Genomic DNA, 26,166 nt, shown 5'->3' with positions numbered 1-26,166 from the left:
GCGAGCTCGTTGCAGATATTCTGCTCTACAAGTTCATCCTACAAGAGCAGGGGAAGAGGCAACACAAAGAGGTTCGGCCTAAACGGCATCTTAACTAGGAAAAGAAGAAAAGAGCGCTGGACCCCGAGCGTTCCGTTGCATCGTCGTGCTCAAGGCCTTTACTCAGATGCGATCGAACAAGGAGGAACGTATGGCAGCATTCGAAAGCCTTATGATTTCGCTGAGTTGTTAGAGCTCATGAGGAACGCCATTCAATTGACCCGCGAACCGCGACTCCAAACATCATAATCAATCATTTAGAAGCCCACAACAAACAACCATGAGGCCCTCCTGTTTGCTATGGAGGCCATATGAAACCGGCCAGAACTTGTCTCATCACCATGTGTGTCGTATTCGGGGTGCTCACTTCCTGTACGACGAACGGCGTGGTACCTTCAACAGATACCCCTACAGCGCCGGTCGTACGATCGACCATTCCACAGATGCGTGCATCGGATCGAATGTTTTACTGGCGCGAGGAAGCGCAGGAACTCCATACCATGGCAATGCGGAGAGAGCGTGAGGCGGAGTTGGTGTTGAAGAGAAAACCCGGGCCAGCGACGGATGAGTTCGTAAAGCAGATGCGATTATTCGCTCACCGACCGCAGGAGGCGGCCGAATATGCAGGCGCACAAGCTCAAGTGGCAGAACATGAAATTCCCCATGATATGATCAAGCAAGGATATTCAGTGTGGAGATGATTCACTTCCTTGGCGGATGGAACACCCATGTGGGTATATCAGACAACAGATAGAACGGCTCCTGCCCACCCCCACAATACGAGCGTTTGTTGAAGCATGATGGCTCCAGGTAAGGCACGCGTGGTGATTTTGGGCGGGGGGTTCGGGGGCATGTATGCGGCGTTGGCCTTCGAACAGGCGCTGGCGCGCGGCGCGGCCGTCGACGTCACGCTCGTCAACCACGATAACTTTTTCCTCTTCACCCCGATGCTGCACGAGGTCGCCGCGAGCGACCTGGACATCACCAATATCGTCAGCCCGATCCGCAAGCTGCTGCGTCGGGTGACGTTCTTTCATGGCGAGATCGAGGCCATCGATCTCGTGCAGAAACGCGTCGGCCTGTCGCATGGGCACGAGCAGCATTGCCACTCGCTGCCCTATGACCACCTCGTGCTGGCCCTCGGCTCCACCACGAATTTCTTCAACATTCCCGGGGTGGCCAGCCGGGCGTTCACGATGAAGTCCCTGAGTGACGCGATTGTGCTCCGCAACCATCTCATTGCCAATCTGGAGGAAGCGGACTTTGAGTGTGGGGGGGGCTTCCGGGCGCCGCTGCTGAACTTCGTCGTGGCCGGCGGCGGGTTTGCGGGGGTCGAAACCATTGCGGCCATGAATGACTTTTTGCGGGAGGCGGTGCGGTTCTTTCCACATCTTCGGGGCGACATGCTGCGGCTCATCCTGGTCAGTGCGGGGCCGGTGATCTTACCGGAACTCGGGGAGAAGCTCGGCACGTACGCTCAGCGCAAGCTTGGGGAGCAGCAGGTGGAAATCCATGCGAACTGTAAAGTCACCGCCGTGACGGATCGCGACGTCATGCTCAGCGATGGGACCACCGTGACGACCAATACGCTGGTCTGGACCGCCGGCATTACCCCGCATGCCCTCTTGGCCACCCTGCCGTGCCCGAAAACGAAGGGCCGGGTCCTCGTCAATGAGTATCTCGAAGTGGCGGGGTGGCCGGGCGTGTGGGCGTTGGGGGACTGTGCGCTCGTGCCGGATGGCCAGACGGGCGCCTTCCATCCGCCCACCGCGCAACATGCGTTGCGGGAAGGGCGGGTGGCGGCGCGGAATATCCTCGCCACCGTGCGCGGTGCCCCGATGAAACCCTTCCGCTACGCGACGCTCGGGCTGCTGGCGCCCATCGGGAAACGGACCGGGGTCGCCAACATTCTCGGGGTGAACTTCTCCGGCTTCTTCGCCTGGTGGCTCTGGCGCACCATTTATTTGCTGAAACTCCCGCGCTTGGAGAAGAAACTCCTCGTGGCCTTGGACTGGACCTTAGATGTGCTGTTCTCGAAGGACCTCGTCCACTTTCGCACCACCCGCCCCCGGACGCCCCCCCCCGCACCCGATGAATTCGAAAAACCGGCCTGAATTCTGCGCGCCCCATTTCGTGTGGTCGCCGCAACATGCTTGATGAAACGCAATAGCCATCAGCCCGAGCGCGCGCTCGTATTCCATAAGAGGGTGAACCCCAGTCACAACAAGAGTTCTCCTTACAAAGGCTATGTTAGGAATTGGTAGCGCCTGACGTGTCGGTTTCGGAGGAATGTCCGTTTTTACCGAGACCGTATCGATCGAGGAGTCGATAGAGCGTGCGCCTACTGATGCCGAGTAACCGCGCTGTACGCTCCTTATGCCCATGTGTTGATTCCAACATTTTGATAACCTGTTCACGCTGCAACGCCTTGAGTGTGCCGGGAAACATGTCTATATAATCCGAACCACCTCCGCCCTTCTGAATAACTTCAGGTGGAAGGTCGTCAATCGAGAGGATCGCAGGCGAGGCGAGAGCCACGGCCTGTTCAACGACCTGTTCTAATTCACGCACGTTCCCCGGCCAGGAATAGTCAGTCAGTGCCCGCATCGCGGCAGATGAAAAAGACGTGATGGGAACTTCCTTCTGTTCGCCGAACCGCGCAAGAAAGAATTCGGCTAGTAGGGGAACGTCCTCGGGGCGTTCCCGAAGCGGCGGCAAGAGAATCGTGACCACGTTCAGTCGGCCGAGCAGATCTTCGCGAAACCGGTTGGCCGCAACCAGTTCAGCGAGATTCTGGCGGGAGGCGGCAATAATGCGTATATCGACTCGTGCGGACTCATTGCTTCCAATTCTTTGGATTTCCCCTTCCTGGAGCAGGCGAAGAAGTTTAGCCTGTCCGGTCGGAGAGAGATCGCCGACTTCGTCGAAAAAGAACGTGCCACCGTTCGCCTCCTCAAGTAACCCACGGCGCATGGTGTGGGCTCCGGTGAACGAATCCTTCATATGCCCGAAGAGTTCGCTTTCAAGCAGGAAATCCGGAATGGCACTACAATTAATGGCGGCAAACCGGTGGGCTGCGCGAGCGCTGTTATCGTGGATTGCCCGAGCAATTAATTCCTTGCCGGTACCGCTCTCGCCCTGGATCAAGACGGCTGTGCTACTTCGAGAGGCTTTTCTGACGAGTTTGAAGACCTCGACCATCTTTTTACTTTGTCCGATCAGAGAGGCAGCCCGCAGTCGTTCGCTGAATGCACGCTCAAGCGTGCGATTATTTTCTATCAGACGCCGGTGCTCAATAGCTCGCTTCATCGTGAGCACGAGTTCCTCGAGATTCACGGGCTTGGCGATGTAATCGAATGCTCCGTGCTTCATGGCTTGGATTGCCATGTCGACGGAACTGGATGCCGTCAAGAACACGATTGGCAACTCCGGCATGGTCTTGTGAAGTGAATCCAAAAGGTCCAACCCGGACAATGGTGTCACGCGGATGTCGCTCAATACGGCGTCGTATGTGACTGCGTTGGCCCTCTTCATGGCTTCGGCGCCGTCACAAGCGATAGCCACCTCAAATCCGGCATGACTCAACGCTTTCACCAACATCTCTCGATTCGGTTGGTCGTTTTCTACGACGAGGATTGAAGGCAGGCCACTTATTGACATCAGCGGATTTCCATTCTTTCCAGACAGGCAAATCGATCGTGAACTCGATGCCCTATCCCGGAGTTACTCTTCAAGAGGAACCCTACCGTCGTTGTCTGTTACTACCCAGTGAGGAGACATTTCATTCACCCCAGTCCCGCTAGTTCTTGCTCGTGTTCCCTCGTTAAAACTGCTCAAAGGTTCGAGACTCCCTGAGGTGTTCCCTGCAAGGCAGGGAGCACCAGTGAACGATAAAAGAACGACGTATGTTTAGGGAGTAATCCTGTTACATCAGCAGAAAACCTCTAGCCTCCAACCTGAGCATCCAGCACGTTGGAACAATGCCTCACAGACAAACCCTGCAAATCATGATCCTGACGAATCCTCGCGTGTCATCGATATTCCCATTCATCCGATCTCCATAAAAGAGCGTAATCGCACATATCGCACCTTTGTAATACGCACAACTTACAATGGAGGGAATCATAACCCTCTCCTTCATTCAGTCGACCGCGTTTATTTGTAACGAATTGTCACAATTTCGGGCTCGGGCATGCCAGGCAAACACCTTGCTAAGCATTGTCCCATGAGCCGTGACCTAAGATTTCTTTCAGAACACTGTCCACCTCCAGTCATAGCTGCTTTAGGACCATTTGTTACAGAGGCAGTAGGAGTTTTTTTGCATGAATAAGCTCGTCCAGGTTGCCTTAAAAAAACCTTATACTTTCGTAGTGTTGGCTATTCTCATTCTCGTATTTGGGGCGTTGACGATCATCGAGGCACCGACCGATGTCTTCCCAAATATCCAGATGCCTGTTAGCTCGGTGGTCTGGCTCTACGATGGCTTGATGCCGCAAGAGACAGAGGGACGAGTCACGCGTGTGTTCGAGCAAATGTTGACTCAGACGGTCGAAGGCATCAAGACCATCGTGAGCACGTCGTACTTCGGTCACTCCATCATAAATATATTTCTTCAGGACGGAGTTGATCTGGCTGGGAGCGAGGCCGATATTGTGGGGATCTCGCAGACCTCCGTCAAAGCCCTACCGCCTGATGTTGCTGCGCCCATGGTTATGCGGCTGTTTCCTTCCCAAGTGCCCGTAGCCGTATTGCAAGTTGAATCCGATGTTCAAACGCCGGCGGAGCTTTACAATCTCTGCGTCATGCGAATTCGACCCATGCTTGTCACCATACCCGGTGCCATCCTGCCGCACCCTTACGGGGGGCAAGACATGCAGGTCATGATCAATGTCGATCAGGATAAACTGCTGGCCCGTAACCTCACCACGGAGGATGTGCACCAAGCTATTGAGAAGCAGAATCTCGTGCTACCCGGCGGGGACATGAAGATTAAGGAAACCGACTGGCTTGTTCTGACGAATGCATCCCCATTGAAGATTGAAGAGTTCGACGACATCCCGATCAAGCGAGAAGGTAACTCATTCATTCACCTGCGCGACGTGGCCACGGTCCGCCTGGCTGGCCGAGTACAAACGAACTCCGTGCTGGTCGACGGCAAACAGGCCGTCATCGTCGTCGTCATGAAGAGCAGTGAGGCTTCGACCATTGATATCGTGGATGGAATCAAGAGAATGATCCCACGCATCTCGGAGGTTGTGCCTCCTGATGTGAAGGTGAGTCTGATCAGCGATTCCTCAGAATTCGTCAGGGATGCCATCGCCGATGTAGTGCACGAAATGGTCATTGCCGCCGCGCTAGTCGGATTCATCGTGCTGGTGATGCTCGGCTCTTGGCGTCCGACAGTCATCGTTCTCACCTCGATCCCACTCTCCATCCTCTGTTCTCTCATCGGTCTCCATATGCTCGAACAGTCGATCAATATTATGACTCTAGGCGGATTAGCGTTGGCTGTCGGCATTCTCGTCGACAACGCCGCGGTCATGATCGAGAATATCGACACCCACCTCGCCATGGGCAAGCCCTTAGAAGAGGCGATCATCGATGCCGCTAATCAGATCATTCTCCCTACGTTCGTTGCCACCCTTGCCATCACGATCGTGTGGGTCCCACTGTTCCATTTGAGCGGCATTGCCGGGTGGGTGTTCCCGGCGATGGCGGAGGCCGTCGTCTTCGCTATGTTGGCCTCCTTTATCTTGACCTATACCCTCGTGCCCACAATGGCGAAGTACATTTTGAAGGTTCATCACGCGACTGGGCCGGAGGGTGGTATCTTTGCCCGCTTCCAACATGGGTTCCAGAATGCCTTCGAACGATTCCGTGATGGTTACACCGCGCAACTTGAACAGGTGATCGCCCATCGCGTGGGGTTCGTCGCGATCTCGATGGTGTTCGCAGTGGCATCGCTCGGTCTGTTTTATTTCGAGGGGCAAGAGTTTTTCCCCCAGATCAAAGGTGGCTTGCTGCAGATGCACATGCGGGCGCCGCTAGGTCTGCGGATCGAGGCCGCAGGTCGTGTGGCTGCCCGCGTCTCAGATGACGTCAGGGAATTACTGCACGGTAACGTCGACGCGGTGGTGAGTAATTGCGGTCTCCCGGTCGGAGCGCACAACCTCGCGTTCATTCCTACGCCGACGATCGGCACTCAGGATTGCGACCTCACCATCACGCTCAAGGATCTACGATCACCGGTGTGGGAGTATCGGCAGATTCTCCGTCAACGTTTGACAGAGCGCTATCCAGGAACCGAATTCACGTTTCAGCCGGCTGATCTGACCGATAAGATTCTGAATTTCGGCTCGCTCGCGCCCATCGACCTGCAAATCAATGGGCCGGACCTCTATGCCAATTATTCGTATGCGCAAAAATTGGCTGGCAAGTTCCGCCAGATCCCAGGCGCCGCTGACGTGTATATCTATCAAACAATGTTCCAACCGACCATCTTAGTCGAAGGTGATAGGAGATTCGCCCTCGGCTTGAATCTGAACCAGAGGGATTTCGGCTTCAACATGCTTCTGGCAACCGCCGGCAGCCAGCAGATCGATCAGAAATATTGGCTCGACCGCTCGACCCAACAGTCTTACCGCCTCAATGTTTATACCCCTCAGCCACAGCTGACGAGCATTAAAGATCTCCAGACGATCCCGGTCGCTCCAGAAGATCGTGGCCGTGAGGAAGGTGGGGCCACCGGTGTGCAATTGCTCGGCAATATGACCAACCTTTCCTTGATTGGAACACCGGGTGTGGTGACGCACCGGAATCTCCTTCCGATGATCGACGTCTTGGTGTCCGCGGAGGGACGGGATCTCGGCGGGGTGCTGGCGGAAGTTCGCCATATAGCGGAGATCATGAAAGATGACCTGCCTCGCGGGGCGGAAGTCGAAATCCATGGCCAATCCGAAGTCATGCACGACGCCTTTGTCGAACTAGGTGGCGGTCTCATTATCGCCATCCTGCTGGTCTATCTACTCATCGTCGTCAATTTCCAATCGTGGCTCGATCCCTTCATCATCATTACAGCGTTGGTGGGCGCGTTTGCAGGCATCGCGTGGGCCCTCTTCGTGACCAAAACGTATATTTCCGTACCGGCGATGACTGGGGCCATCATGACGATGGGCACGGCCACCGCCAATTCGATTTTGCTCGTCGCCTATGCCCGAGAGCGGATCGCTGTCCACGGTGATGCGATACGGGCTGCGGTTGAGGCCGGGAAAGCCCGCATTCGTCCGGTACTCATGACCGCTGCCGCGATGATTATCGGTATGCTCCCGATGGCGACGGCTAATTCCCAAAACGCGCCGCTTGGTCGAGCCGTCATGGGAGGATTGACAGTGGCGACCCTCTTCACGCTGTTCTTTGTACCCTGCGTCTATGCCATCATCTACAACCGTCGAGCTGTTCCTCAAAAGGAGCGTGTTCAATATGAGTAACTTGGGTGGGAAAGCCTTTCTGATCCTCATCGTCCTTGTGGGAATCGCGACTCTCGTTTACCGCTTCAGCGAGAACCAGCATGAGGCCGCCGCATTGCAGGCGGACACTTTGCAAAGCGCCATAACCCCTGTGGCCCTCACATCTGCGAAGCGGTCGGAGCCGACCGACACTATCACGCTGCCCGGCACAGTTGAGGGGTGGTACGAGGCACCCATTTATGCGCGTGTCGAAGGCTATGTGAAAGCGTGGTACAAGGACTACGGTGACACTGTGAAGAAAGGCGACGTCCTCGCCGAACTCAACACGCCGGACCTAGATGCGGATTACAGGCAGGCGATGGCGGATCTGCAATCTGAACGTGCCAGGAATGAGCTGGCTCAACTGACCGCCAAGCGCTACGTGGCCATGCGGGAACATCAAGCGCTCTCCGAGCAAGCCATCTCAGTGCAACTCGCCGAGGCGCAGGCCGAGGCGGCGAAGGTCGCGGCAGCAGAACAAAAGGTCAAGAACATTGAGGCCTTCATCGGGTTTAAAAAAATTACGGCCCCCTTCGATGGAGTCGTGATTCAGCGGAACATCAATGTCGGTGATTTGGTGTCCAAAGAAGGCAGCATCAACACCACCAATGCAAAAAACAACTTGTTTACCGTTGCTGAGGTGGATAAATTACGACTCTTTGTGAACGTGCCATCGCGTTTCGGACCCTTCCTCAATCCCGGAATGTCGGCGGATGTCACTGTACCGCAAATTCCCAACCGTCATTTCACCTTCAACTTTCTGACAGTGGCGAAGGGATTCGATGTGAACACACGCACGGCGGTCACCGTTTTTACCATAGACAACAAGGACCGCGCGCTCTGGCCAGGTTCTTACGCCACGGTTCGTCTGACCGCTCCAGTGGAATCGGGTGTGACGACGATTCCCACAAGTGCATTGGTATTCCAGGAACACGGTACGCAAGTGGCCGTTGTGACAGAAGACGATCGGGTTCACTTCAAATCGATTGAGGTCACCAAAATCCTCGACAACGTCATTGAACTTACGTCAGGTATTTCCGACGGCGACCGAATCATAAATAATCCAAGTGCCGCGTTGCTCGAAGGAGACAAGGTGCGGGTCGTCACACCAGCAGCCGGATACGACATAATGAATCCAAAAGAGAAAACGCCGGAGACGGCTGCCTTGAAGAAATAACCATCCAAATTTCTTTTTCTAACATAAAGATAACGGACATGATGATTATGACGGGCAACCCCGATTGCTACCGGTTTGTAAACGGACAGACAATGACACATACCCGGCCGACCTGGTTATGGCGAAGTAGCTGCTTGCTGGTGATCCTGACTCTGTCGGCTTGTAGTTGGTTCCCGGCGGTTAATCTGGCGCCAAAATATGAGCCGCCGCAATATGTCGTTCCTGACTCGTGGCATGGTTCGAGTCCCTTTGTGGAGGCAAAACCGGCCGATGGAGCACTCCGTCCGGATTGGTGGAAACTGTATAACGATCCGGTGCTGGAAAAACTCATCGAACAGGCGATGGCGGCGAATCCGGATCTGCAAGCTGCGGCCGAACGGTTTGTCCAAGCCCGCGATATCATGATGGCGGCCCGATCGCAGTATTTCCCTCGTATCGGTCTTGAGATGGGCGCTTCTCACAGGAGACAATCCTTCGATCGGATCTTTCGCCCCGAAAACAGTCCGCTACAGTCAAGCACCGTGGATCCAGGCGGCATTGCATCCTGGGAGCCTGACTTTTGGTCGGCGCTCCGCAATGCTGCACAGGCAGAGATCTTCCGTGCCGAAGAACGTGCGGCCGAGTATGGGCTTGCGAGGTTGAGTCTGCAAGCCGAGGTCGCGGCGAATTATTTCACCGTGCGTGGTTTCGACGCCCAAACGGCGATCTATAAGCAATCGATTGATCTCTATCGAGATACGCTCAATGTTGTCAAAACTCAGTTCGCCGGTAAGATCGCCTCAGCACTCGACGTCGCCCGTGTCGAATCGCTGCTCTACGGCACAGAGACGAGATTGGCGAGGATTGAAGGCCAGCGTCAGGTGGCTGAACAGGCGATCGCTGTGTTGCTCAATTTGACGCCGGACAGTTTCTCGATTGAGCCGATAGATGAGCTCCGGATGGCGAAGTTCGCGATTCCTGGAACTATTCCGTCCACTTTACTCGAGCGTCGACCCGACGTCGCCATGATGGAGCGACGGATGGCCGAGGCAAACCGAGTCATTGGGATTGCCCGGGCCGCCTTTTTCCCCAATGTTTCGTTCCGCCTCGATGGGGGATTTGAAGAAAAAGGCCTGGATCTGATCAAGCTCGCCAACAGTTTCTGGTCCTATGGCGCGACGTTCTCGGTGCCGCTATTTCAGAGTGGTTACCGCCGTGCACAATTGCAACAGGCCTGGTCGGCCTATCGCGAGACGGAAGATTTGTACCGTTTGACCGTACTCAAGGCCTTTCGTGAAGTGGCAAACAATTTGACTATGACAAACCGCCTGACGGTTGCCGGTGAGAGGCAGGATGCTGCGGTCGGCGCGAATTTCAAAACACAAAATCTCACGATGCAACTCTATCGGGGAGGTTTGGCGAATAGTCTTGAAGTGATTTATGCACAGCTCGCCACCCTTGAAGCCCGCATCAGCTCGGTGGAAATTAAGACGGAATTGCTGAAGTCTACCGTCGATCTCATTCGTGCGTTTGGCGGGGGATGGAACCGTGGTCAACTCCCATCCGATGATCAGATTCAGCCTTTCGGTATTTTCCAATATTCCGATCTCGACAAACCGAAACCGGTGGGAGGAATCGACGTCAATACTGGTGAATCAGCAAAGCCCTACAATGATCTGACGAAACCCCATGTTCCATGATCATCGCCAGCAAGCTTTGAACGCAGTTTTCATGCATGCCATGGGGGATTGGCTAGAGAGTAAGGACAAGCCTTGTGCCTACTCTTGTCCCAGTTTGCCACACACGCTAAGCTGGAAGAGGAAATCATGAAATGGATCGCTCCGTTAACAGTCATTCCAATAATCGTTCTTACGTGGTTCACGGTGAGGGTCGACGCAGCAGACGCACCGGGCGTTCCCCCAGAAACGGTTGCGGATTATATACATGCTGTCATTGAAACCCACCGTGACTTCTATACGGCTCATGTCGTCGAACGCCTAGAGGAGCAGGAGGGAATCAAAGCGGACGGAGAATGGCGCACCCAAAAGAAAACCGTACCACTACCAGTTCAGGTCATTAATGAAACAAGCCAGATGTTCTCGACGAAAGTCACGGGGATCCGGTACCGCTTGATCAGTCTGTGGCCCATTAACCGAAAAAATGGCCCCCGCGATCCCCTGGATAAGAGCAGCCTGGAAGCCGTGGCCGCGAGACCGGAGCAACCTGTTACTCGTACGGTCAAGATCGATGATCAAACATATTTTCATGCGGTATATGCCGACAGGGCGATCAGTCATGCCTGTGTTGCCTGCCACAACGGCCATCCCAAGAGTCCTAAAAAGGACTTTCAGATAGGTGACATAATGGGTGGCTTAGTCATTGAATTCCCGTTGGGAAAGTGAGTATTCCTTGAAAACCACCGCAGAGTCTTAAGGCTGCCATCCCGAATGATTTACGCCATAACGAAGAAGTGGTACATTCCCTACTTACAGCGAGGCTGCTGGGATCTATAACCACTTTCTAGGGGAATTAGATTATATGGTTACCCTAATGCTTGTGTTTCGTTCGTCAATGACCAGCGATATACAAGAAGTTCTGCGCGAATGTCATATCGATGCGTATACTCTGATCCCCAATGCTTCGGGGAAGGGAGAAACAGGGAATGTGGTTGGATCATTTTTCTATCCTGGAAGCAATTCTGTCATCTTAGCTGTGCTCCCTGACGATCACGTTGACAACACGGTCAACACCTTGAAAGCCTTCCACTCCGCTCGACTCAAGAGTTCACAGGGGCGTCCCATTCCCTTAAAACTGTTTTCTTTTCCATGTCGGGAATTGATTTGACGCCCTAAGTAGCAAGCTTCTCCGCATTGTGGACTGCAGGTGTAGGCCGTTACGTTAGTTTCCTCCTGTCGCGCAACGTATTGAAATCCTCTTCAACATTCAGTCGATTTACAGACCATTACAAGTAGACCTCCGTTCATTTGACGTTATCGCGCGCACTCGTCAGGTGATGAAAGGTATTATTCAATCCCGAGGTATGGCACAAATGAGGTAGGGCGGAGTCAGCGTGGAACTCGAAGTCAAAGACTCTTACCGTTTCTTCCCAAAGTATTCCTGGCGACTCACGGTGACATCTGACACGAACATGACGCCGGAATGCCGCTCGAAAAGCGGTCGGAGACCGGCGAGAATCGGCTCAACCTTATCTTCCGGCACGACTGTCATGATCATCTCGAGGCTCTCCTGCTCACTGAACATGAAGTGAGCCTCGCGTATGCTGTGATGTCCTTTTCCGGACACATTGCCGATGATGGTATACCCCGTAGCCTTGACGCGGTCGAGCAACTCAGTCACGAACGGCCGGTGTTCTCCTCCCACAATCACGCGGATTTCCTTCATCGGATGCAACGTCAAGCTCATTACATCACTCCTTTCTCGGCCTTCTTCTGATGATAGCTATCGTCGTCCACGCTCGCTCCCTTGTAGCCGCGGGGCGAGGACCCTTCACGAATGAGAGGTCCCACTGTACACCTGCTCCATGATCGCGTTCCACTCGCCGGTGGGGCGATACCGATACCATATCTTCTTTTCAGGATCGAGAGCGATCAGGTGCACCCACTCATTATGATAGAAGTGCCGGAGCACTTCGTGCCGCGCGATAAGCTTGTCGATCCGTTCACGCGGCGCCTCAATGATCGTCAACAGCCGCATCGGCTCGTGATAGGCGCCTTCGCCGCTCATGACGGTTTGCCTGGCCAATCCAAGCCGAAGGTCGCTCCATGGCCCCGACATGATGCCCAACCGTCCCACCACGTTGTGGTAGATCTTACTGCCGCTTCCGTAGACCTCGTTGTCCACCGCCGAAAAATAGTGTTCCATGTTGATCCACTGCGCCACGACCTGCGGGGCTGTGAGCAACACTTCGAGCAATCGGTTGCTCGGATCTTCTCGATAATCGTACGAGTGCAGGAAGACGCGACCGCCCAGGTCCAGTCCTTTCGTCAGTTCCCTTCGTCCGATCAGGAACGACGTATTGTTTGACAGACCCCACTCCGGCCTGACCTGACTCCAGTCCATGCTCCGCCTGCGGACATGCGCTTCGGCCTCCGTCTCCTTGAGCACGTGTTGGACATCGGGAAAGCGCGCACAGCGTTCTTGACTAGTGAGCACGGAGGCATCTTTGAGGTCTTCTTGGAGTCGAGCTATATCCGCGCGATGGGTCGGCGGGGCGTCTTCAAGGTCGAATAGTTGTACGGCATCGGTCGTCGTATCCATCTGGCCGGCGAGAAAATGCGTGTCGGAGGGGATGTTGATTCCCAGTTTGGCGATTCGCTCGCGGACCCTGGGATTGTTCGCCATCATCGCGAGGACACGGGCATTGGGTTTGCCCTCATTGCCGCCGCAGGCCCCGCAATCGAGCGCGGATTCGTAGGGATTGTTGTCCGACGTGCTCCCGTGGGCGCAGAAGAGGACGAGCCGGGCGAAATTCTTGGTCAGCCCCATCATACGGAGTGCCGTGTCGACAGTCAGAACCTGTTCTTCCAAGGTGAACCCGGTCCGGGTGAGCCGTTCCTTGTGTCGTGACGCGGATCTCGTCGTCAGATCGTATTGCCGACGTAGGATTTCGACAAACGCGTTGATCGTCTCCGGTGTGAGACCGGCCCGCTCGATTTCTTCGGCGCCGATCGGAGGTTCCGGGTCTCCTTCCACTGTCAGCGCACGCTGCCGTAAACCTTCCACGAGCGTGGGCATGATACGGGAACTGCGCAGTCCGAAGTGTTCGTGCAAGGCCTCCCTGATCACAGCGTGTTGTTCCGCTTCGAGCATCTCGGCGGTTTCACCGGGCGCCAATTTGTCTATCGTCAGTGTGGTGGCCAATGAGGGGACGAACAGGCGTCGTAACCAGGCGGTCCAGCGCTGATAGAGCGCCGGGACCAACGTTTTGCCGAAAATCGGCAGGCCGTAAAACCACCCCAGCGATTCCACCATGACATAGGGTGTCACGACATTCTCCTTCAGGTCGTGCAAGAGCGTGTGACCCGCATGTACCCACTTGGCCCGTGCCGCATGCTGCGATACCTTATGATCGAGATAGCTACGCGGAATTTCCCGCACCTCGTTCTTCGCCCGCATGATCACGGGGAACTGTTCCGTATCATGCTCCTTTCCCCAGGCTCGATAGCGGATAAAGGCGGCAAAGAAACCCGCGAAGCCATACGTTTCGTGTGGGCCGACCGATTCGAGATGGCGGCGGAACGGTTCGGAACGCACGTCGATGCAGTAGACCGACTGTGAGTACGGGCGCGCCATCTCAGAGGGAGCGGCATGCTCGGTGCGCGCGCGCAAGTGTCCCAACAGCTGTTCCTGGTAGCCGGCCTCCAGGGCCTTGAGCCATACGGGTCCATGGTCCGATTCGGGGAATGCCTCCAACCAGTCGACGACTTCCTTGAGATCCGCTGGGGTGCTTTCAAGGAGTGCCGTGGCATCAATGGTCAATGAATGGGCCAAGGCGAGAAGCCGGCGTGCGGCCCCGCGACGAGAGGCCGCTTGCAGCCGGGGAATGACTTCGGCGCGGTACCGTGTGAGGATATTGTTCCAGCTTTGCCCTTTCCGATGTGAGAGCCGGTCAACTTCCTCGGCATAGAGGGCGGGCAACCGGCCGGCCACCCGCTGCCGTCGAAGGTAATATTCTTCGGGATAGTCGCGCATGTAGGCAGAGATGGCGTCGAATCGGCCCTGAATGCCAAGATAGTCCTGACAGGCCGCCTGCACCAGTTCCCGCGCATACCAGAGTCGAATTGCCAGAAATTTGACGAGGCCCACCGGATTGGCCTGCTGCCACGGATAATCACGTTCCTCGCCTCGCCATTTGATGAAGCCGGCCCAGCCCGGCAGCGCCGTCAATTGCAATGATAAATAATCTTGTAGAAGTTCATCAGGAATCCCCAATGCGCCCAGGCTCTCGAGGAGCGCGTCTTCCGGATAGTCCGGCAACTGCGCGATCTTCCTGCAACTGTCTTTGATCCCGCAGGGAGACCATTCATGGGAGGCCATGGCCTTCCAGGCTTCATACAGACCCTTTTCACGTCCCGGCATGACCCATGTGGCATGGCCCTCGTCCAGGAAGGCGCCGCACCACTTGATCATCTGCTCGTTGATCTGCTGGACGATCTGTGTTCCAAGTGTGTCATCGCACCAGTGCGAAAGGGTGAGCCATTTGCAAAGCGCGGCGTGGCTCTCATCCACGACTTTTCGGATTCGATCATCCAGTGAAAAAGGAAGAAGCACGCACTCCAGCTTATGGGCCAGTGCGTCGATCAGCGGCCTGTCGGGATCTTCAAGTTGATCGTCAAGCGGCTCCATGGCCGGAGCACACAGTCCCTCAGCCAAACAAGCGCGCAAGACCGAGCCGTGCGTGACGGCGTGCGATCCGATGGGCACATGCTTGTCGATGACGCGCGGTTTGAGCGCGTCATCGAGATGAGCGGACCGGATTCGGCCGGCCTTGAGGTACTCACGATACAGATGGCTGGGAAGATAACCGTTACCGCCCATGAACTGCTTTCCGCGCTTGACGGCTTCTTCGAACGGCAGATATTCGATACTGTGCAAGGGATTGTGGTGGACGAAGGTCCTCATCGGCCAGTACTGCGCAATGACTTCCCCAGCAAGACGGACGACCCCGCGCAATTCCATCCGCCTGGACTCAATGTCAGTCACGTGCTCTAGCGGTTCCATACGAGAGACTGCTCCATGGCGGCGGTCTTATTCGGAATCTGATTCGAGGCATACCAGTTGGTCGGGGCCAGGCCAAGCGCCAGCAAGACCAGCACCACGATCAACAGTGAAGTAAATTCGGGTTGCCGGAGATCGGCATAGCGTAAATCCGGCCGGCGAGTACCAAAGAGCAACTGTTGCACCATTTGCATGATGTACCACGAGGCGGCAAGCCAGGCCGTGAGCGCGATGAAGAGGCCGATCGTTGACGAGGGAGGGGCCGTCAACAGTAATCCCATGAATCCAGCGAACACGCCGAAGGGCGGGATTCCCATCGCAGCCAGGCCCAACAGAGAAAACAGAACCGCATATTTCGGCATCGCCGCGGCCAGGCCGCTGATGGACTGCGGATCCACATCGTCGCCGTATCTCGTGCGGATCACTTGCCAGGCCACCAAGAGCCCGCCGGTGGCGAGACCGACTGCTCCGGCCAGCACGGCCGCGCGTGGCGTCGCGGTGTGGGCTCCGGCCACAAACCACCAGAGGATCGAAAAGAACGAGACGCTGCCGTAGCCCACCAAGAGACGCACCCGCGACTGGGCCAACGCCTTGATCGCGCCGTACAGCGCGCTGGCCAGGGCCAGGAGGCTGACGACCGCAACGAATTCATTCGGCATCGTCGGCATGGCAGCCTCCAGTCCATGAAGGCCGAGCACGGGCAGCAGTAACACAATGAACGGCGGCAAGCTACCCGGGAGCCTGGTCAGCGCCGTCAGGTACCCGTCATGAAAAGGCATGAGCGGCAACAGAACGGCACAAGTCGCCAAGGATGCCACCGATGAGATGGGCGGTCCAGCCGCGAGAGAGAATGCCGTGCCGGCTACCCCGACACCGAAGGAGCCGATGCCCCACCAGGAGATGGGCCAGAGCGTGGTGTGATGACGGTACAGAAGGAACATGATGATCAGCATGAGCGAGATCAGGCAGAGCGGGCCGACCGAATTCCCACCGGTGAGCACGGCCATTCCTAAACCGAGAAAGACCAAGGTCATGGTCCAAGAGAGCCGATGGTGTTCGTGAACCGGCTGGCCTAATGCGGACACTATAGCTGCGATCGGCAGCAAATAGAGCGGCAAGAGACCATCGGGCGGAGTCGGAAGCAGATTGGCGACTCCGGTGATCGACGCAAGGCTGATGACAGAACTGATGATCGCACACATCTTCACGCGGTAGGGATCGGACCAACACGCCAGACAGACGAGTGCACCCGCGAATGGAATCCCGGCGCACAGCCATGGGATGAACACGTCCGTCATCGAGACCACCCGCGTTCCAGCTTGTCGATCCGATGTATCAGTTGCGCGGTCATCGAGCCGACAAACTGATAGAGCTCATCGGCATAGATCCGGTTCAGGAACACCGTATAGAGCCGGATCCTTAGTCCTTCGATCCAAGCCGGCATCCAGACCGTCCGACCGTGGGCACGCATGTAGAGGTAGGTCCAGCCCAAGACCGTCATGAACGCAGCCATCACGACCATGAGGTCGAAGAGCCAGTCCGGGAGACCGGCGGTCTTGAAATATGACGCGACTTCATCTGGGTTGGGGTAGAGAAATGCGGTGAACGACTCGACGGCAAACAAATAGACGAACACGATGAAGAGGAGCGTCAGCAACATGATGACCGACACCTTCCATGAAGCCACGGCACGAAGTCGCGTGAGCGTCAGGATCGCTTGCGACGAGGTGATCCAGATGAAAAACAGGATAATAACGGTTCCCTGTGATTCCAGCAACGGAATGCGCAGGACTCCATGCGTGACCAATAAGATAAGCAGCGGAATAAAGAGTGTCGTCACAAACCCCGTCGACCAGGTCAAGCGAGAGAATCCCGCCTCGTCATCTGCGTGGTCTGTATGGGGAAAATGCGGCTCCTGGCGCGCCTTATGGATGACATTTCCACAATTGAGGAAGACCGTGGCCTTGAAGAGACCATGGGCGATCAGATGGAACACGGCCAGCGAGAAGGCCCCCAGGCCGCATTCCATAATCATATAGCCCATTTGGCCGATCGTGGAGAAGCCCAACGTCTTCTTGATGTCGTTTTGGGCCAGCATCATCGTCGCGCCGAGGGCGGCTGTCAGGGTCCCGATGACGAAGGCGACGTGCAGGGTGGTTGAGCTCATTCCGAAGAGGGGCGCGAGGCGGTTAATGAGAAAGCCTCCGGCGTTGATAATACCCGCGTGCAGCAATGCGTGGACCGGCGTGGGAGCGAACAGCGATCCCGGCAGCCACAGATGCAGAGGAAACTGAGCGGATTTGCCCATCGCCCCGATAAAAAGGAGGAACGTCACAGCCGTTGTGGCGCTGACATCCATCCCAGGCAGAATCGAAAGGGTGATGGGAGTGCCAGCTGCTCTGGCAAACAACTCTTGGAATTCGAGGGTGCCGTAGAGTTGATACGCGAGAGCAATACCGGCAAGAAAGGCCGTATCGGCAACACGCAGCAGCGTAAACGTCTTGAATGCGCCCGCCAACGTCGCAGGGTGGATATGGTTGTGCGCGAGCAGGTAGAGCAGGTAGCTGAGGATTTGCCAAAAGAGAAACAGCATCATGAGGTTCCCGCTCGAGACCATGCAGATCAAGACGAAGTCGGTCAGGCAAATCAAGGCGAGATATCGGCGCGCATGACCATCCTGGTACATGTAGCTCGTCGAGTAGCAGTAAATGATGGTGCTCACGCCCGTGATCAACGTCATCATGACCGCGCTCAGCCGGTCGACATAGAAACCGATGGGAATAATGAAGGCCGTGACGGAGGCCGGATCATAGAACCGAACGGTGACGGGACCCTGCGATGAGATCATCGTCAGGATGCCTATGGAGCCTAGGAACGCCAGGCCGACGGGATAGGCGGCCGCCTTTGCACGGGTGAAACGCGGCGTCTTACCGCCGATCATCACGATGCCGGCGGCGGCTAGGAGGAGAAATGGAACGATGAGTGTCAGCGACAGGAGCACGTCATTCCCCCTAGCATACTGTTGAAAAAGTCCGCTAACAGCGTTCTCGCGGTGCTTAGAGACTCAACGTACGGCCCTTGGGTACACGCCTGTACCGACAGGCGATGGGTGGGCCGGGTGAAAATTGGTTACGCTTCGCTGCCTCGCTTCCTGCGGCCGCCCCGCGGAAGAGCGCATCTTGGCGCGCTGGGGTTTGGGCAGGTGAAAAAGGCAGGCTTTTTTGAACAGCCTGCAGGCTCTCCTGAAAAGCGTTTGTCCTCTCTCAATCGGGCAATCGGCACACCATCTACAACGGGAGGAGGGTAACCATTAATACGGGTTCTCTATTTTCGTCAAGCAAAGACTGACCGCCCCCGCCAGACCCTCCTCATGCGCCGTCGTGCACGAGGCGTCTCTGTCGTTCACAATTCGGCAGTCTCACTCGGTACGGTCCTGCCAGTGCCGGTCAAAGCGAGCGTTCCTGGGCGCGCTTATCCAAGCGTTGAATGGCAGATGTCAGGGTGTGCCCCACTCGATGTAAAACCGCGTCGACATAGAGTCGATTGAGAAACAGCACATAGAGGCGGATCCGGACGCCACTAATCCATGATGGTATCCACACGGTCCGTCCGTGGGCTCGCATGTAAAGATAGATCCAGCCTCCAATCGTGACCAGCGTCGATACCACGAGGAGGAGATCAAAGAGCCAGTCCGGGAGATCGGCGGCCTTAAAGTATGAGGCGACTTCTTCCGGGTTCGGGTAGAGGAATGCCGTGAACGATTCGACGGCAAACAGATAGACGAACACGATGAACAACAAAGTCACTAACATCGCCGCAGAGACTTTCCAGGAGGCAACGGCACGCAACCGCGTCAGCGTCAGGATCGCTTGCGAAGACGTGATCCAAATGAAAAAGAGAAAAATGACGGTCCCCTGAGATTCCAACAGCGGGATCTGTAGTACGCCGTGAGTCGCCAGCAAGATGAGTAAGGGAATCAGCAGGGTCGTGAGAAATCCTGTCATCCAGGTCAGGGGCGAGTAACTTTCTTCTTCGGTCTCGCGTTTTGGATGGGGGAGGATCGGTTCCTGTCTCGCCTTGTGAATGACATTCCCGCTGTACAAGAACACCGTCGCTTTGAACAGACCGTGGGCGATCAAGTGAAAGACTGCGAGCGAAAAGGCCCCGAGACCGCATTCCATGATCATGTAGCCCATCTGGCCGATCGTCGAAAAGCCGAGCATGTTCTTAATGTCGTTTTGCACCAACATCATCGTCGCGCCGAGGATGGCCGTCAGTGTCCCGATCACGAGGGCGATGTGCAGAGTGGTCGAGCTCATCCCGAAGAGCGGAGCCAGGCGGTTGATGAGAAAGCCCGCGGCATTGATGATGCCCGCGTGCAGGAGCGCAGTGACCGACGTCGGGGCATAGAGATACCGGGGAAGCCAGCCGTGGAGTGGAAACTGGGCTGACTTACTCATCCCGCCGACAAGGAGCAGGAAGGTGACCGCGGTCGCGCCGTTGAATTCGACACCGGGGAACAGAGACACGGTCGCCGTCGATTGCACGGCGACGGCAAACAGATCAGGAAATTCCAGCGTACCGTACAGCGAGTAAGCCAGCACCGTTCCGCCCAAGAAGGCGACATCACCGACCCGCAAGAGCGTGAACGTGCGAAACGCGCTCTTCAACGTTTCTTGATGGCTATGATTGTGGACCAGCAGATACAGGAGGTAACTCAGCAACTGCCATAGCATGAACAGCATCAATAGATTCGCGCTCGACACCATGCAGAGGAGGACAAACACGGTGACCCCGATCAAGGCGAGGTACCGGCGCTCGTGCAAATCTTGGTACATGTACCCGACGGAGTAGGTATAGATGATCGTGCCGATGCCGGAGATCAATACCATCATGACTGCGCTCAACCGGTCGACGTAGATGCCGATCGGAACAGCCAGCACCGTGGAGGCGACCGGATCGTACAGTCGAAGCGCAATCGGGCCTTCGGTGGCCACCACGTACAGCGTGGCGATGGCCCCGCAGAAGGCCCCGCCGAACGGCCAGGCAGCGATTCTTGCACGAGCGTGACGCGTGGCTTCACTCCCGACGCCCACGATAAGCGCGGCGATCAATGGAAGCAGCGGCACAAGCAATACAGCGGACATCATGACCCCAAACGGATTCTGAAAACACAAAAGCCAACCGCCCGCTCGATGCGTGATCGAGCCATGTTCGGTTGGCTTGTACTGCGACCGGCCTCTCCCAGTGAATTGCCGGTCACCCTACGGCCCGTAATGAAAGTATCAGGCTTTCTTGCCAGCCCACTCTCAATCGTGGGATTGGCAACATTGCGCTTTAGTAAATACGACTCCATGAATAATATGGCGCAAAGGATAGCGTCAAGCCCGAAATGGTGGACCAGGACTTCCATCCATAGGTGTCCGGAACCGAAAGACCCAGGAGTGGTCCCGTGGTGGAGACAAAAGACCTAGACGGCACTTGTTCGCTTCCTCACGCAATTCTATAATCGTAAAGGAAGAACGTATGGAAAGCGCGATACGCAATGCCGTCATCAAATTCGAACAGGAGTTTCTGGGCCGAGGCCCTGATGAAGTCCGTGCGCTTGTCGCCCGCGATCTCGTTGTCGTACGCCTGAAAGGCGTCCTGACGCCGGCCGAACGCCAACTCGCGAAAACTGCGGAAGGGATCGAGATGGTGAAACGGCTGCGGCAAAATCTGATTGCCCAGGGCCGTGACAGGCTGTGCGAACAAGTCAGTGAGATCACCGGGACCAAAATCCTGGGTCTGTTCACCGATATCGACGTACAGCTCGGAGAGCGAGTCTTCGTCTTTACGATGGATCGTGATATCCAGAACGGTAGCCGATAAGCTATAGTCTTCCATGACTCGGCGCACACTGGAAACGCTTTCCTTCGACAATAGCTATGTCCGTCTTCCCCCGGCCTTTTACGCGCGATTGAATCCGACTCCGTTCAGCGCCCAGCCCTATCTGATTCATGCAGACCCGGTCGCAGCTGAACTGATCGATCTTGATCCCGAGCAATTCACTCGGACAGAGTTCGCGACGCTCTTCGGAGGCAGCGCATTGGCGCCCGGAATGGAGCCGCTCGCGATGCTGTACTCAGGCCATCAGTTCGGTGTCTACGTTCCGCAACTCGGTGACGGCCGCGCGATTCTGCTCGGCGAGGTGAAGAACGGGAAAGGAGAGCGGTGGGACTTGCATCTCAAGGGTGCGGGGATGACGCCGTTTTCGCGTGACGGAGACGGCCGAGCGGTTCTGCGCTCGACGATCCGCGAATACCTCTGTTGCGCCGCGATGCGGGGTCTCGGGATCCCGACCACACAAGCGCTCTGCCTCGTGGGCAGCGACGACAAGGTCTATCGCGAGCAGGTCGAGACCGGCGCGATGCTGGTCCGCATGGCGCCTTCCCATGTCCGGTTCGGCACGTTCGAGGTCTTCTATTACCGGAAACAGCATGAGCACCTAAAAGCCCTCGCCGACTATGTGATCGAGCAACATTTTGCCCATCTTGGTGAGACCGTCGACAAATACGCGCGCTTCTTTGCCGAAGTGGTCGAGCGCACGGCGAGGCTGATCGCCCAATGGCAGGCCGTGGGATGGGCGCATGGGGTGATGAACACGGACAACATGTCGATTCTCGGGCTTACGCTGGACTATGGACCCTACGGCTTCATGGACGACTATGACGCCGGTTTCATCTGCAACCATTCGGACCACAACGGCCGCTATGCCTTCAACCAGCAGCCCTACATCGGGCTTTGGAATCTGAGCTGCTTGGCTCAAGCGCTGTTACCGTTGGCGGAAAAGGAGGCGCTGAAGGCGGGCCTTGAGATCTATCAACCGCTGTTTGAGCGGGAGTATATGAAACTCATGCGGGTGAAATTCGGATTGATGGACGAGCGAGCGGAAGACGACGAACTCATTCGCGACTTCCTGGGCCTTCTCCAGGGCAGCCATGCGGATTATACGATCGTGTTGAGGGAACTGAGCGCCTTCTCCACGGCTGACGGCGCGCCCAACGAAACGCTGCGTGAACACTTCCTCAACCGTGACCGTTTCGATGAGTGGGCGAAGCGCTATCGGGATCGACTGCGGAATGAACGCAGCCATGACGATGAGCGACGCGACCGGATGAACCGTGTGAATCCCACATACGTGCTGCGCAACTATCTCGCGCAGACGGCCATTGAGAAGGCCCGACACAAGGACTTCTCCGAAATCGATCGCCTCTTCACTCTGTTGCAAGATCCCTTCAACGATCAACAGGGCATGGAAGCCTATGCCCTTCCTCCGCCCAACTGGGGCAAGCATCTCTCGGTCAGTTGCTCATCATAGGGTGAGCATCGCCCTTCGTCGTGTGCGTTCCGAACGTCCCTCATCCGGGCTCGCTTCCCTCTCCGAAGCGTCTGTTGTAGAGTGTCAACGCTCCAACTCGAATCGAAGCTTCCTTTTTCCCACATGGTTCGAAGGACATGGCGAAGAAGCCAAGCGACTCCAAAATTGCGATAGCAGGAGCCCTCACGCTCGTGCTGGCGCTCGCCGGCGTCTTGCTCGTGAAGGAACCATTGCGAAGCTCTCGGCCGGTCGGCACCGGACTGGACATGAAGGCGACGATCGAGGAGCAAACCATTCGTGCGCGATTGTGGGAAGATCCGGTCGCGGCCGTTCAACGCGGCATGCGCGAGATCAAAACGAACCGCGCGACCACAACCCCTTCTCCGCCTCTTACACAACGACTCCGAGCACTTCGACAAACGATTGCCGAACGCGTTCTCAAGGAGGGCCAGTCCCTCACCGTCCTCCTCGTGACGACCAGCGGAGGGCCGTACGTCGAAAGCACCGAGTCGCGTATCCGAGACCGCTACGCAGTCGGCACCGCGTTAGGGGTGTCCTGCTATGTACCGGAACAGGAAGGTCAACTATCTTTTGTCGAGTGGGACCCGCAAAGCCCTATCCCAGCGCTCCCGTACGAATGGTATCGACTCAGGAAGACGAGGGTCTGTGACGAAGAAACTCCGAGATCGCGGAGTGTGCTGGTCGTCTGGTTTCCGGACGAAGCGCTCAGCCGGGGGTTTTTCGCGAGCTTGACGTCATTCTCCCAAGCCCTCGTGTGCCGGGAAGCAGAGAAGAAAAGCGAATGTCTCCTGACGGACGATAAACGCAAACTCGTTCAGTTGGATCCACGGCTGCAACCGGCTGTGACCTTCAAGATCCTGGGGCCTCGCAGCTCTTCTGCATTTAGAGCGTTGCTGGCTGAGGCGGGGGAGTCGTATGCCGAGCCGCACGAGGGTATCGGTGTCTGGCCGAACGCCGATGGATGGATCGAGCTGTACTCGCCCTGGAGCAGCGCGATGAAAGGGTTGTTGGCCTATGGGCTCAAAACAGGGATTGGGAAAGGTACGGCCTGCGCGACATACGAATCCTGCGAGCAGGAATTCTACCACCGTTTGTCGAACGCGAATATCAGGTTGGCCTACGATATCGGGTCTGACGATCAGCTCTTCGAATCATTGGTCGAGGAGCTGGAGCGGCGGCAGGTGCGTCTTGGGTGGGACGCCGTAATTTTGATCGGTGAATGGGACTCGTTCTATGGGAGGACGCTCCCGATCGAATTTCGGGCCGCGGCCTGCAAAAAGATCGCGACCTTTTCCGAGCGCGACCTGGAGCTGATCGAGGTTCCAGTGGCGATCAAACAGGGATGTTCCGATATTCCCCATGCGGTCGACCTGCAGATCCAGCGGCAGGCTGAGTACGAGTCGCTGCGTCTCAATGTGCAACGATATAGCTACCTGAGCGGACTGGACGGCGAGGTGCCGGGTGAAGACAAAGGGAAAACCGCTCGTGCCGACAGCTCGAAAGATAACCAGCAGGATCGCCCTGAAGGCACGAGTCAAGTGGACTACGTGCGGGCCTTGGTCAACCGTATTCACGAAGAAGGAGAGGGTGCACGAGCCATCGGGATCTTCGGGACAGATCCCTATGACTCGTTGCTCATCATCAAAGCGCTCCGTCCGGCATTTCCTCACGCCATTTTCTTTACGATCGGTCTCGATGCCCGGCATCTCCACCCGAGTGAATATAAATGGACACGCAACATGGTCATCGCCTCTCCTTTCGGGTTGCAGTTGGACGGCGGTCTCCAGCGCGATGTCCCGCCGTTCCGAAGCAGCTATCAGTCCTCCGCCTACTTCGCCGCCTTGCAAGCGGTCGGTCATGTGGTGTGCCGTCGGGACAACCAGGCTGATGCTGCAAGCGGTCCCTGTACGACGGCGTACCACGCCTTACTGACGCCGGAGGATCGCCTGTACGATGCCGGAGCGCATCTACGGTTGTTCGAGGTGGGGAGAAACGGCGCGGTCGACCTGAGCATCGTCAAGAAGGCAGAGGTGCGCACCGTGCATCCCTTGCGGACCGATCTGGCCTACACGAAGGGGTACGGTGCGCTGAGCCAAGGGGTCGGGTTCAATAATACTGCGGTGGCCGCGGCGACAGCGGTGGGCTTTGCCCTTGTCATTGTCGTGGCCTGGAGCAATCAGCGGCTTTGGTCGGGGATCACGAGGTATCCGCGCACACTGAGCATCGCAGCAGTGGTACTCGTGACGTTATTCATGGTGTTCGTCTTGGCCGGTGGCGCAACCGCGTTGCTCGCCAACCATGATGAAGGAGAGCCCTTTTCGTGGACCGCCGGGGTCAGCATCTGGCCGAGCGAATTACTCCGGCTGATCGTGGTGATGCTGGCGATGCTGCTGTTTGTGAAGGGGGTCCGCGATCTCAAGAAAAACGGAGAACGGATCGGGGAGAAATTCCGATTCGAAGACCTATCGGAACGTCCTCGGTTTTCGTCCAGAACATTCTGGACGAATCTCCAGCGAGCCTACCATCCCATCGCCACCATGGCCTCGATGAAAGTGGACCAGGCCTGGGTTCGGTATCGCGAAGCAAGTCAGCTGGGCCAATGGATGGTCCGCACGATGCTGTTGTTCCTCCTGTATTTGGGGGCGATGTGGGCCATCGGGTATTTCGTGCTCGATGAAGAATATATCCATCCCTGTCGCGGGCTCCTGAGCTGTAGAGTGGATTCGTTCATGACGCTCGCCAGCGTCGGCATCGTCGTGTTGCTGAATCTGGCGGTCTTCGACGCCGTGATGCTCTGCCGGCGATGGATCGGATGGGTGATTGGTTCGACGGGAGGCTGGTCAGAGCAGGTTCAAGAAGAATACCTGCGCGATTATGGATTGGGTGAAGCGCAGAAGGCCGAGTTCGAAAAGTTGAAGTACCTGGCAGTCGTGGATCTCATCGCCCAGCGGACGCAGGTGGTCAACCGACTGATCCGGTATCCCTTTATCGCGCTCTTGATCATGATCGCCGCCCGGAACGAGTATTTCGACATCTGGAATTATCCACTCCTGCTCTTGATCTCTTGGTCGGTCAATGTGCTGATCGCCCTGCTCGGCGCGTTTCTCCTGTATCAATCCGCCAGTCAGGCGAAGGCGGCGATGCTGGCCGGACTCAACCGGCAAATCGTCCAGACCTTGGGAATAGGCAAGGATCACGACGTGCGGGTCAGGCAGATCCAGCATATCATCGGTGAAGTGGAGGACAACGAACAAGGCGCCTTTGTGCCGCTCTATCAGCAGCCGGTGGTCGAATCATCACTGTATGGGCTCGTGGCACTGCTGCAGTATCTCTATCTGAGCTAGGGG

15 protein-coding genes are annotated in these 26,166 nt (G+C 56.4%); 9 read left to right on the top strand and 6 right to left on the bottom strand.

Annotated features, from left to right (window positions below):
- Window positions 1–350: 350 nt before the first annotated feature.
- Complete coding sequence (locus H8K03_10560) at window positions 351–740, top strand: hypothetical protein (protein ID UVT22293.1); 390 nt, start codon at window positions 351–353, stop codon at window positions 738–740.
- A gap of 96 nt (window positions 741–836) precedes the next feature.
- On the top strand, window positions 837–2,153 hold the full coding sequence (locus H8K03_10555) for an NAD(P)/FAD-dependent oxidoreductase (protein ID UVT22292.1): 1,317 nt from the start codon (window positions 837–839) through the stop codon (window positions 2,151–2,153).
- Window positions 2,154–2,289: 136 nt separating this feature from the next.
- Here H8K03_10555 and H8K03_10550 read toward each other — a convergent pair whose 3' ends face one another.
- The gene (locus H8K03_10550) at window positions 2,290–3,699 is read right to left on the bottom strand and encodes a sigma-54-dependent Fis family transcriptional regulator (protein ID UVT22291.1); all 1,410 of its coding nucleotides are present in this window, start codon (window positions 3,697–3,699) and stop codon (window positions 2,290–2,292) included.
- A gap of 662 nt (window positions 3,700–4,361) precedes the next feature.
- On the opposite strand from H8K03_10550, the gene H8K03_10545 reads away from it, so the two are divergent.
- From H8K03_10545 to H8K03_10530, 4 genes are all read left to right on the top strand, one after another.
- Window positions 4,362–7,526 (top strand): efflux RND transporter permease subunit, encoded by a 3,165-nt coding sequence (locus H8K03_10545; GenBank protein ID UVT22290.1) that lies wholly within the window; start codon window positions 4,362–4,364, stop codon window positions 7,524–7,526.
- On the top strand, window positions 7,519–8,721 hold the full coding sequence (locus H8K03_10540; protein UVT22289.1) for an efflux RND transporter periplasmic adaptor subunit: 1,203 nt from the start codon (window positions 7,519–7,521) through the stop codon (window positions 8,719–8,721). The genes H8K03_10545 and H8K03_10540 overlap by 8 nt, the downstream gene beginning before the upstream one ends.
- Window positions 8,722–8,813: 92 nt before the next feature.
- The gene (locus H8K03_10535) at window positions 8,814–10,400 is read left to right on the top strand and encodes an efflux transporter outer membrane subunit (protein UVT22448.1); all 1,587 of its coding nucleotides are present in this window, start codon (window positions 8,814–8,816) and stop codon (window positions 10,398–10,400) included.
- 126 nt (window positions 10,401–10,526) lie between these two features.
- On the top strand, window positions 10,527–11,102 hold the full coding sequence (locus tag H8K03_10530; protein UVT22288.1) for a DUF3365 domain-containing protein: 576 nt from the start codon (window positions 10,527–10,529) through the stop codon (window positions 11,100–11,102).
- A 691-nt stretch (window positions 11,103–11,793) separates the two neighbouring features.
- On the opposite strand, the gene H8K03_10525 is transcribed toward H8K03_10530, so the two are convergent.
- The 5 genes from H8K03_10525 to H8K03_10505 form a co-directional block, all read right to left on the bottom strand.
- A complete protein-coding gene (locus H8K03_10525; GenBank protein ID UVT22287.1) occupies window positions 11,794–12,123 on the bottom strand; it encodes a P-II family nitrogen regulator in 330 nt (109 codons plus the stop codon).
- A gap of 84 nt (window positions 12,124–12,207) precedes the next feature.
- On the bottom strand, window positions 12,208–15,441 hold the full coding sequence (locus tag H8K03_10520; GenBank protein UVT22286.1) for a DUF2309 domain-containing protein: 3,234 nt from the start codon (window positions 15,439–15,441) through the stop codon (window positions 12,208–12,210).
- On the bottom strand, window positions 15,429–16,736 hold the full coding sequence (locus tag H8K03_10515; GenBank protein ID UVT22285.1) for a hypothetical protein: 1,308 nt from the start codon (window positions 16,734–16,736) through the stop codon (window positions 15,429–15,431). The genes H8K03_10520 and H8K03_10515 overlap by 13 nt, the downstream gene beginning before the upstream one ends.
- Entirely contained in the window at window positions 16,733–18,433 is a 1,701-nt protein-coding gene (locus H8K03_10510) for an NADH-quinone oxidoreductase subunit L (protein ID UVT22447.1), read from the bottom strand. Before H8K03_10510 ends, H8K03_10515 begins: the two co-directional genes overlap by 4 nt.
- 451 nt (window positions 18,434–18,884) lie before the next feature.
- Window positions 18,885–20,585 carry an NADH-quinone oxidoreductase subunit L gene (locus H8K03_10505; protein UVT22446.1) on the bottom strand — a complete coding sequence of 567 codons (1,701 nt, stop codon included), beginning with the start codon at window positions 20,583–20,585 and terminating at the stop codon, window positions 18,885–18,887.
- 379 nt (window positions 20,586–20,964) lie between these two features.
- On the opposite strand from H8K03_10505, the gene H8K03_10500 reads away from it, so the two are divergent.
- The 3 genes from H8K03_10500 to H8K03_10490 all read left to right on the top strand — a co-directional run bounded on the left by H8K03_10500 (window position 20,965) and on the right by H8K03_10490 (window position 26,163).
- Window positions 20,965–21,309 (top strand): DUF2294 domain-containing protein, encoded by a 345-nt coding sequence (locus H8K03_10500; GenBank protein UVT22284.1) that lies wholly within the window; start codon window positions 20,965–20,967, stop codon window positions 21,307–21,309.
- Window positions 21,310–21,322: 13 nt separating this feature from the next.
- Window positions 21,323–22,798 (top strand): YdiU family protein, encoded by a 1,476-nt coding sequence (locus tag H8K03_10495; protein UVT22283.1) that lies wholly within the window; start codon window positions 21,323–21,325, stop codon window positions 22,796–22,798.
- A 137-nt stretch (window positions 22,799–22,935) separates the two neighbouring features.
- Window positions 22,936–26,163, top strand: coding sequence for a hypothetical protein (locus H8K03_10490; protein UVT22282.1), 3,228 nt, complete (start codon window positions 22,936–22,938; stop codon window positions 26,161–26,163).
- The last annotated feature ends 3 nt before the right edge of the window (window positions 26,164–26,166 follow it).

Source organism: Nitrospira sp., from assembly GCA_024760545.1.
In the GTDB taxonomy this organism is placed as follows: Bacteria; Nitrospirota; Nitrospiria; order Nitrospirales; family Nitrospiraceae; genus Nitrospira_D.
The sequence above is the reverse complement of the archived record's forward strand: the minus strand, read 5'-3'. Positions and strand labels throughout refer to the sequence as shown.

Excerpts from the sequence above, each read along its gene's own strand:
- H8K03_10535 (UVT22448.1), top strand. The coding sequence starts at position 8,814 with ATGACACATACCCGGCCGACCTGGTTATGGCGAAGTAGCTGCTTGCTG.
- H8K03_10490 (UVT22282.1), top strand. The coding sequence starts at position 22,936 with ATGGCGAAGAAGCCAAGCGACTCCAAAATTGCGATAGCAGGAGCCCTC.
- H8K03_10500 (UVT22284.1), top strand. The coding sequence starts at position 20,965 with ATGGAAAGCGCGATACGCAATGCCGTCATCAAATTCGAACAGGAGTTT.
- H8K03_10550 (UVT22291.1), bottom strand. The coding sequence starts at position 3,699 with ATGTCAATAAGTGGCCTGCCTTCAATCCTCGTCGTAGAAAACGACCAA.
- H8K03_10520 (UVT22286.1), bottom strand. The coding sequence starts at position 15,441 with ATGGAACCGCTAGAGCACGTGACTGACATTGAGTCCAGGCGGATGGAA.
- H8K03_10505 (UVT22446.1), bottom strand. The coding sequence starts at position 20,585 with ATGTCCGCTGTATTGCTTGTGCCGCTGCTTCCATTGATCGCCGCGCTT.
- H8K03_10515 (UVT22285.1), bottom strand. The coding sequence starts at position 16,736 with ATGACGGACGTGTTCATCCCATGGCTGTGCGCCGGGATTCCATTCGCG.
- H8K03_10545 (UVT22290.1), top strand. The coding sequence starts at position 4,362 with ATGAATAAGCTCGTCCAGGTTGCCTTAAAAAAACCTTATACTTTCGTA.
- H8K03_10495 (UVT22283.1), top strand. The coding sequence starts at position 21,323 with ATGACTCGGCGCACACTGGAAACGCTTTCCTTCGACAATAGCTATGTC.
- H8K03_10525 (UVT22287.1), bottom strand. The coding sequence starts at position 12,123 with ATGAGCTTGACGTTGCATCCGATGAAGGAAATCCGCGTGATTGTGGGA.
- H8K03_10530 (UVT22288.1), top strand. The coding sequence starts at position 10,527 with ATGAAATGGATCGCTCCGTTAACAGTCATTCCAATAATCGTTCTTACG.
- H8K03_10540 (UVT22289.1), top strand. The coding sequence starts at position 7,519 with ATGAGTAACTTGGGTGGGAAAGCCTTTCTGATCCTCATCGTCCTTGTG.
- H8K03_10560 (UVT22293.1), top strand. The coding sequence starts at position 351 with ATGAAACCGGCCAGAACTTGTCTCATCACCATGTGTGTCGTATTCGGG.
- H8K03_10555 (UVT22292.1), top strand. The coding sequence starts at position 837 with ATGATGGCTCCAGGTAAGGCACGCGTGGTGATTTTGGGCGGGGGGTTC.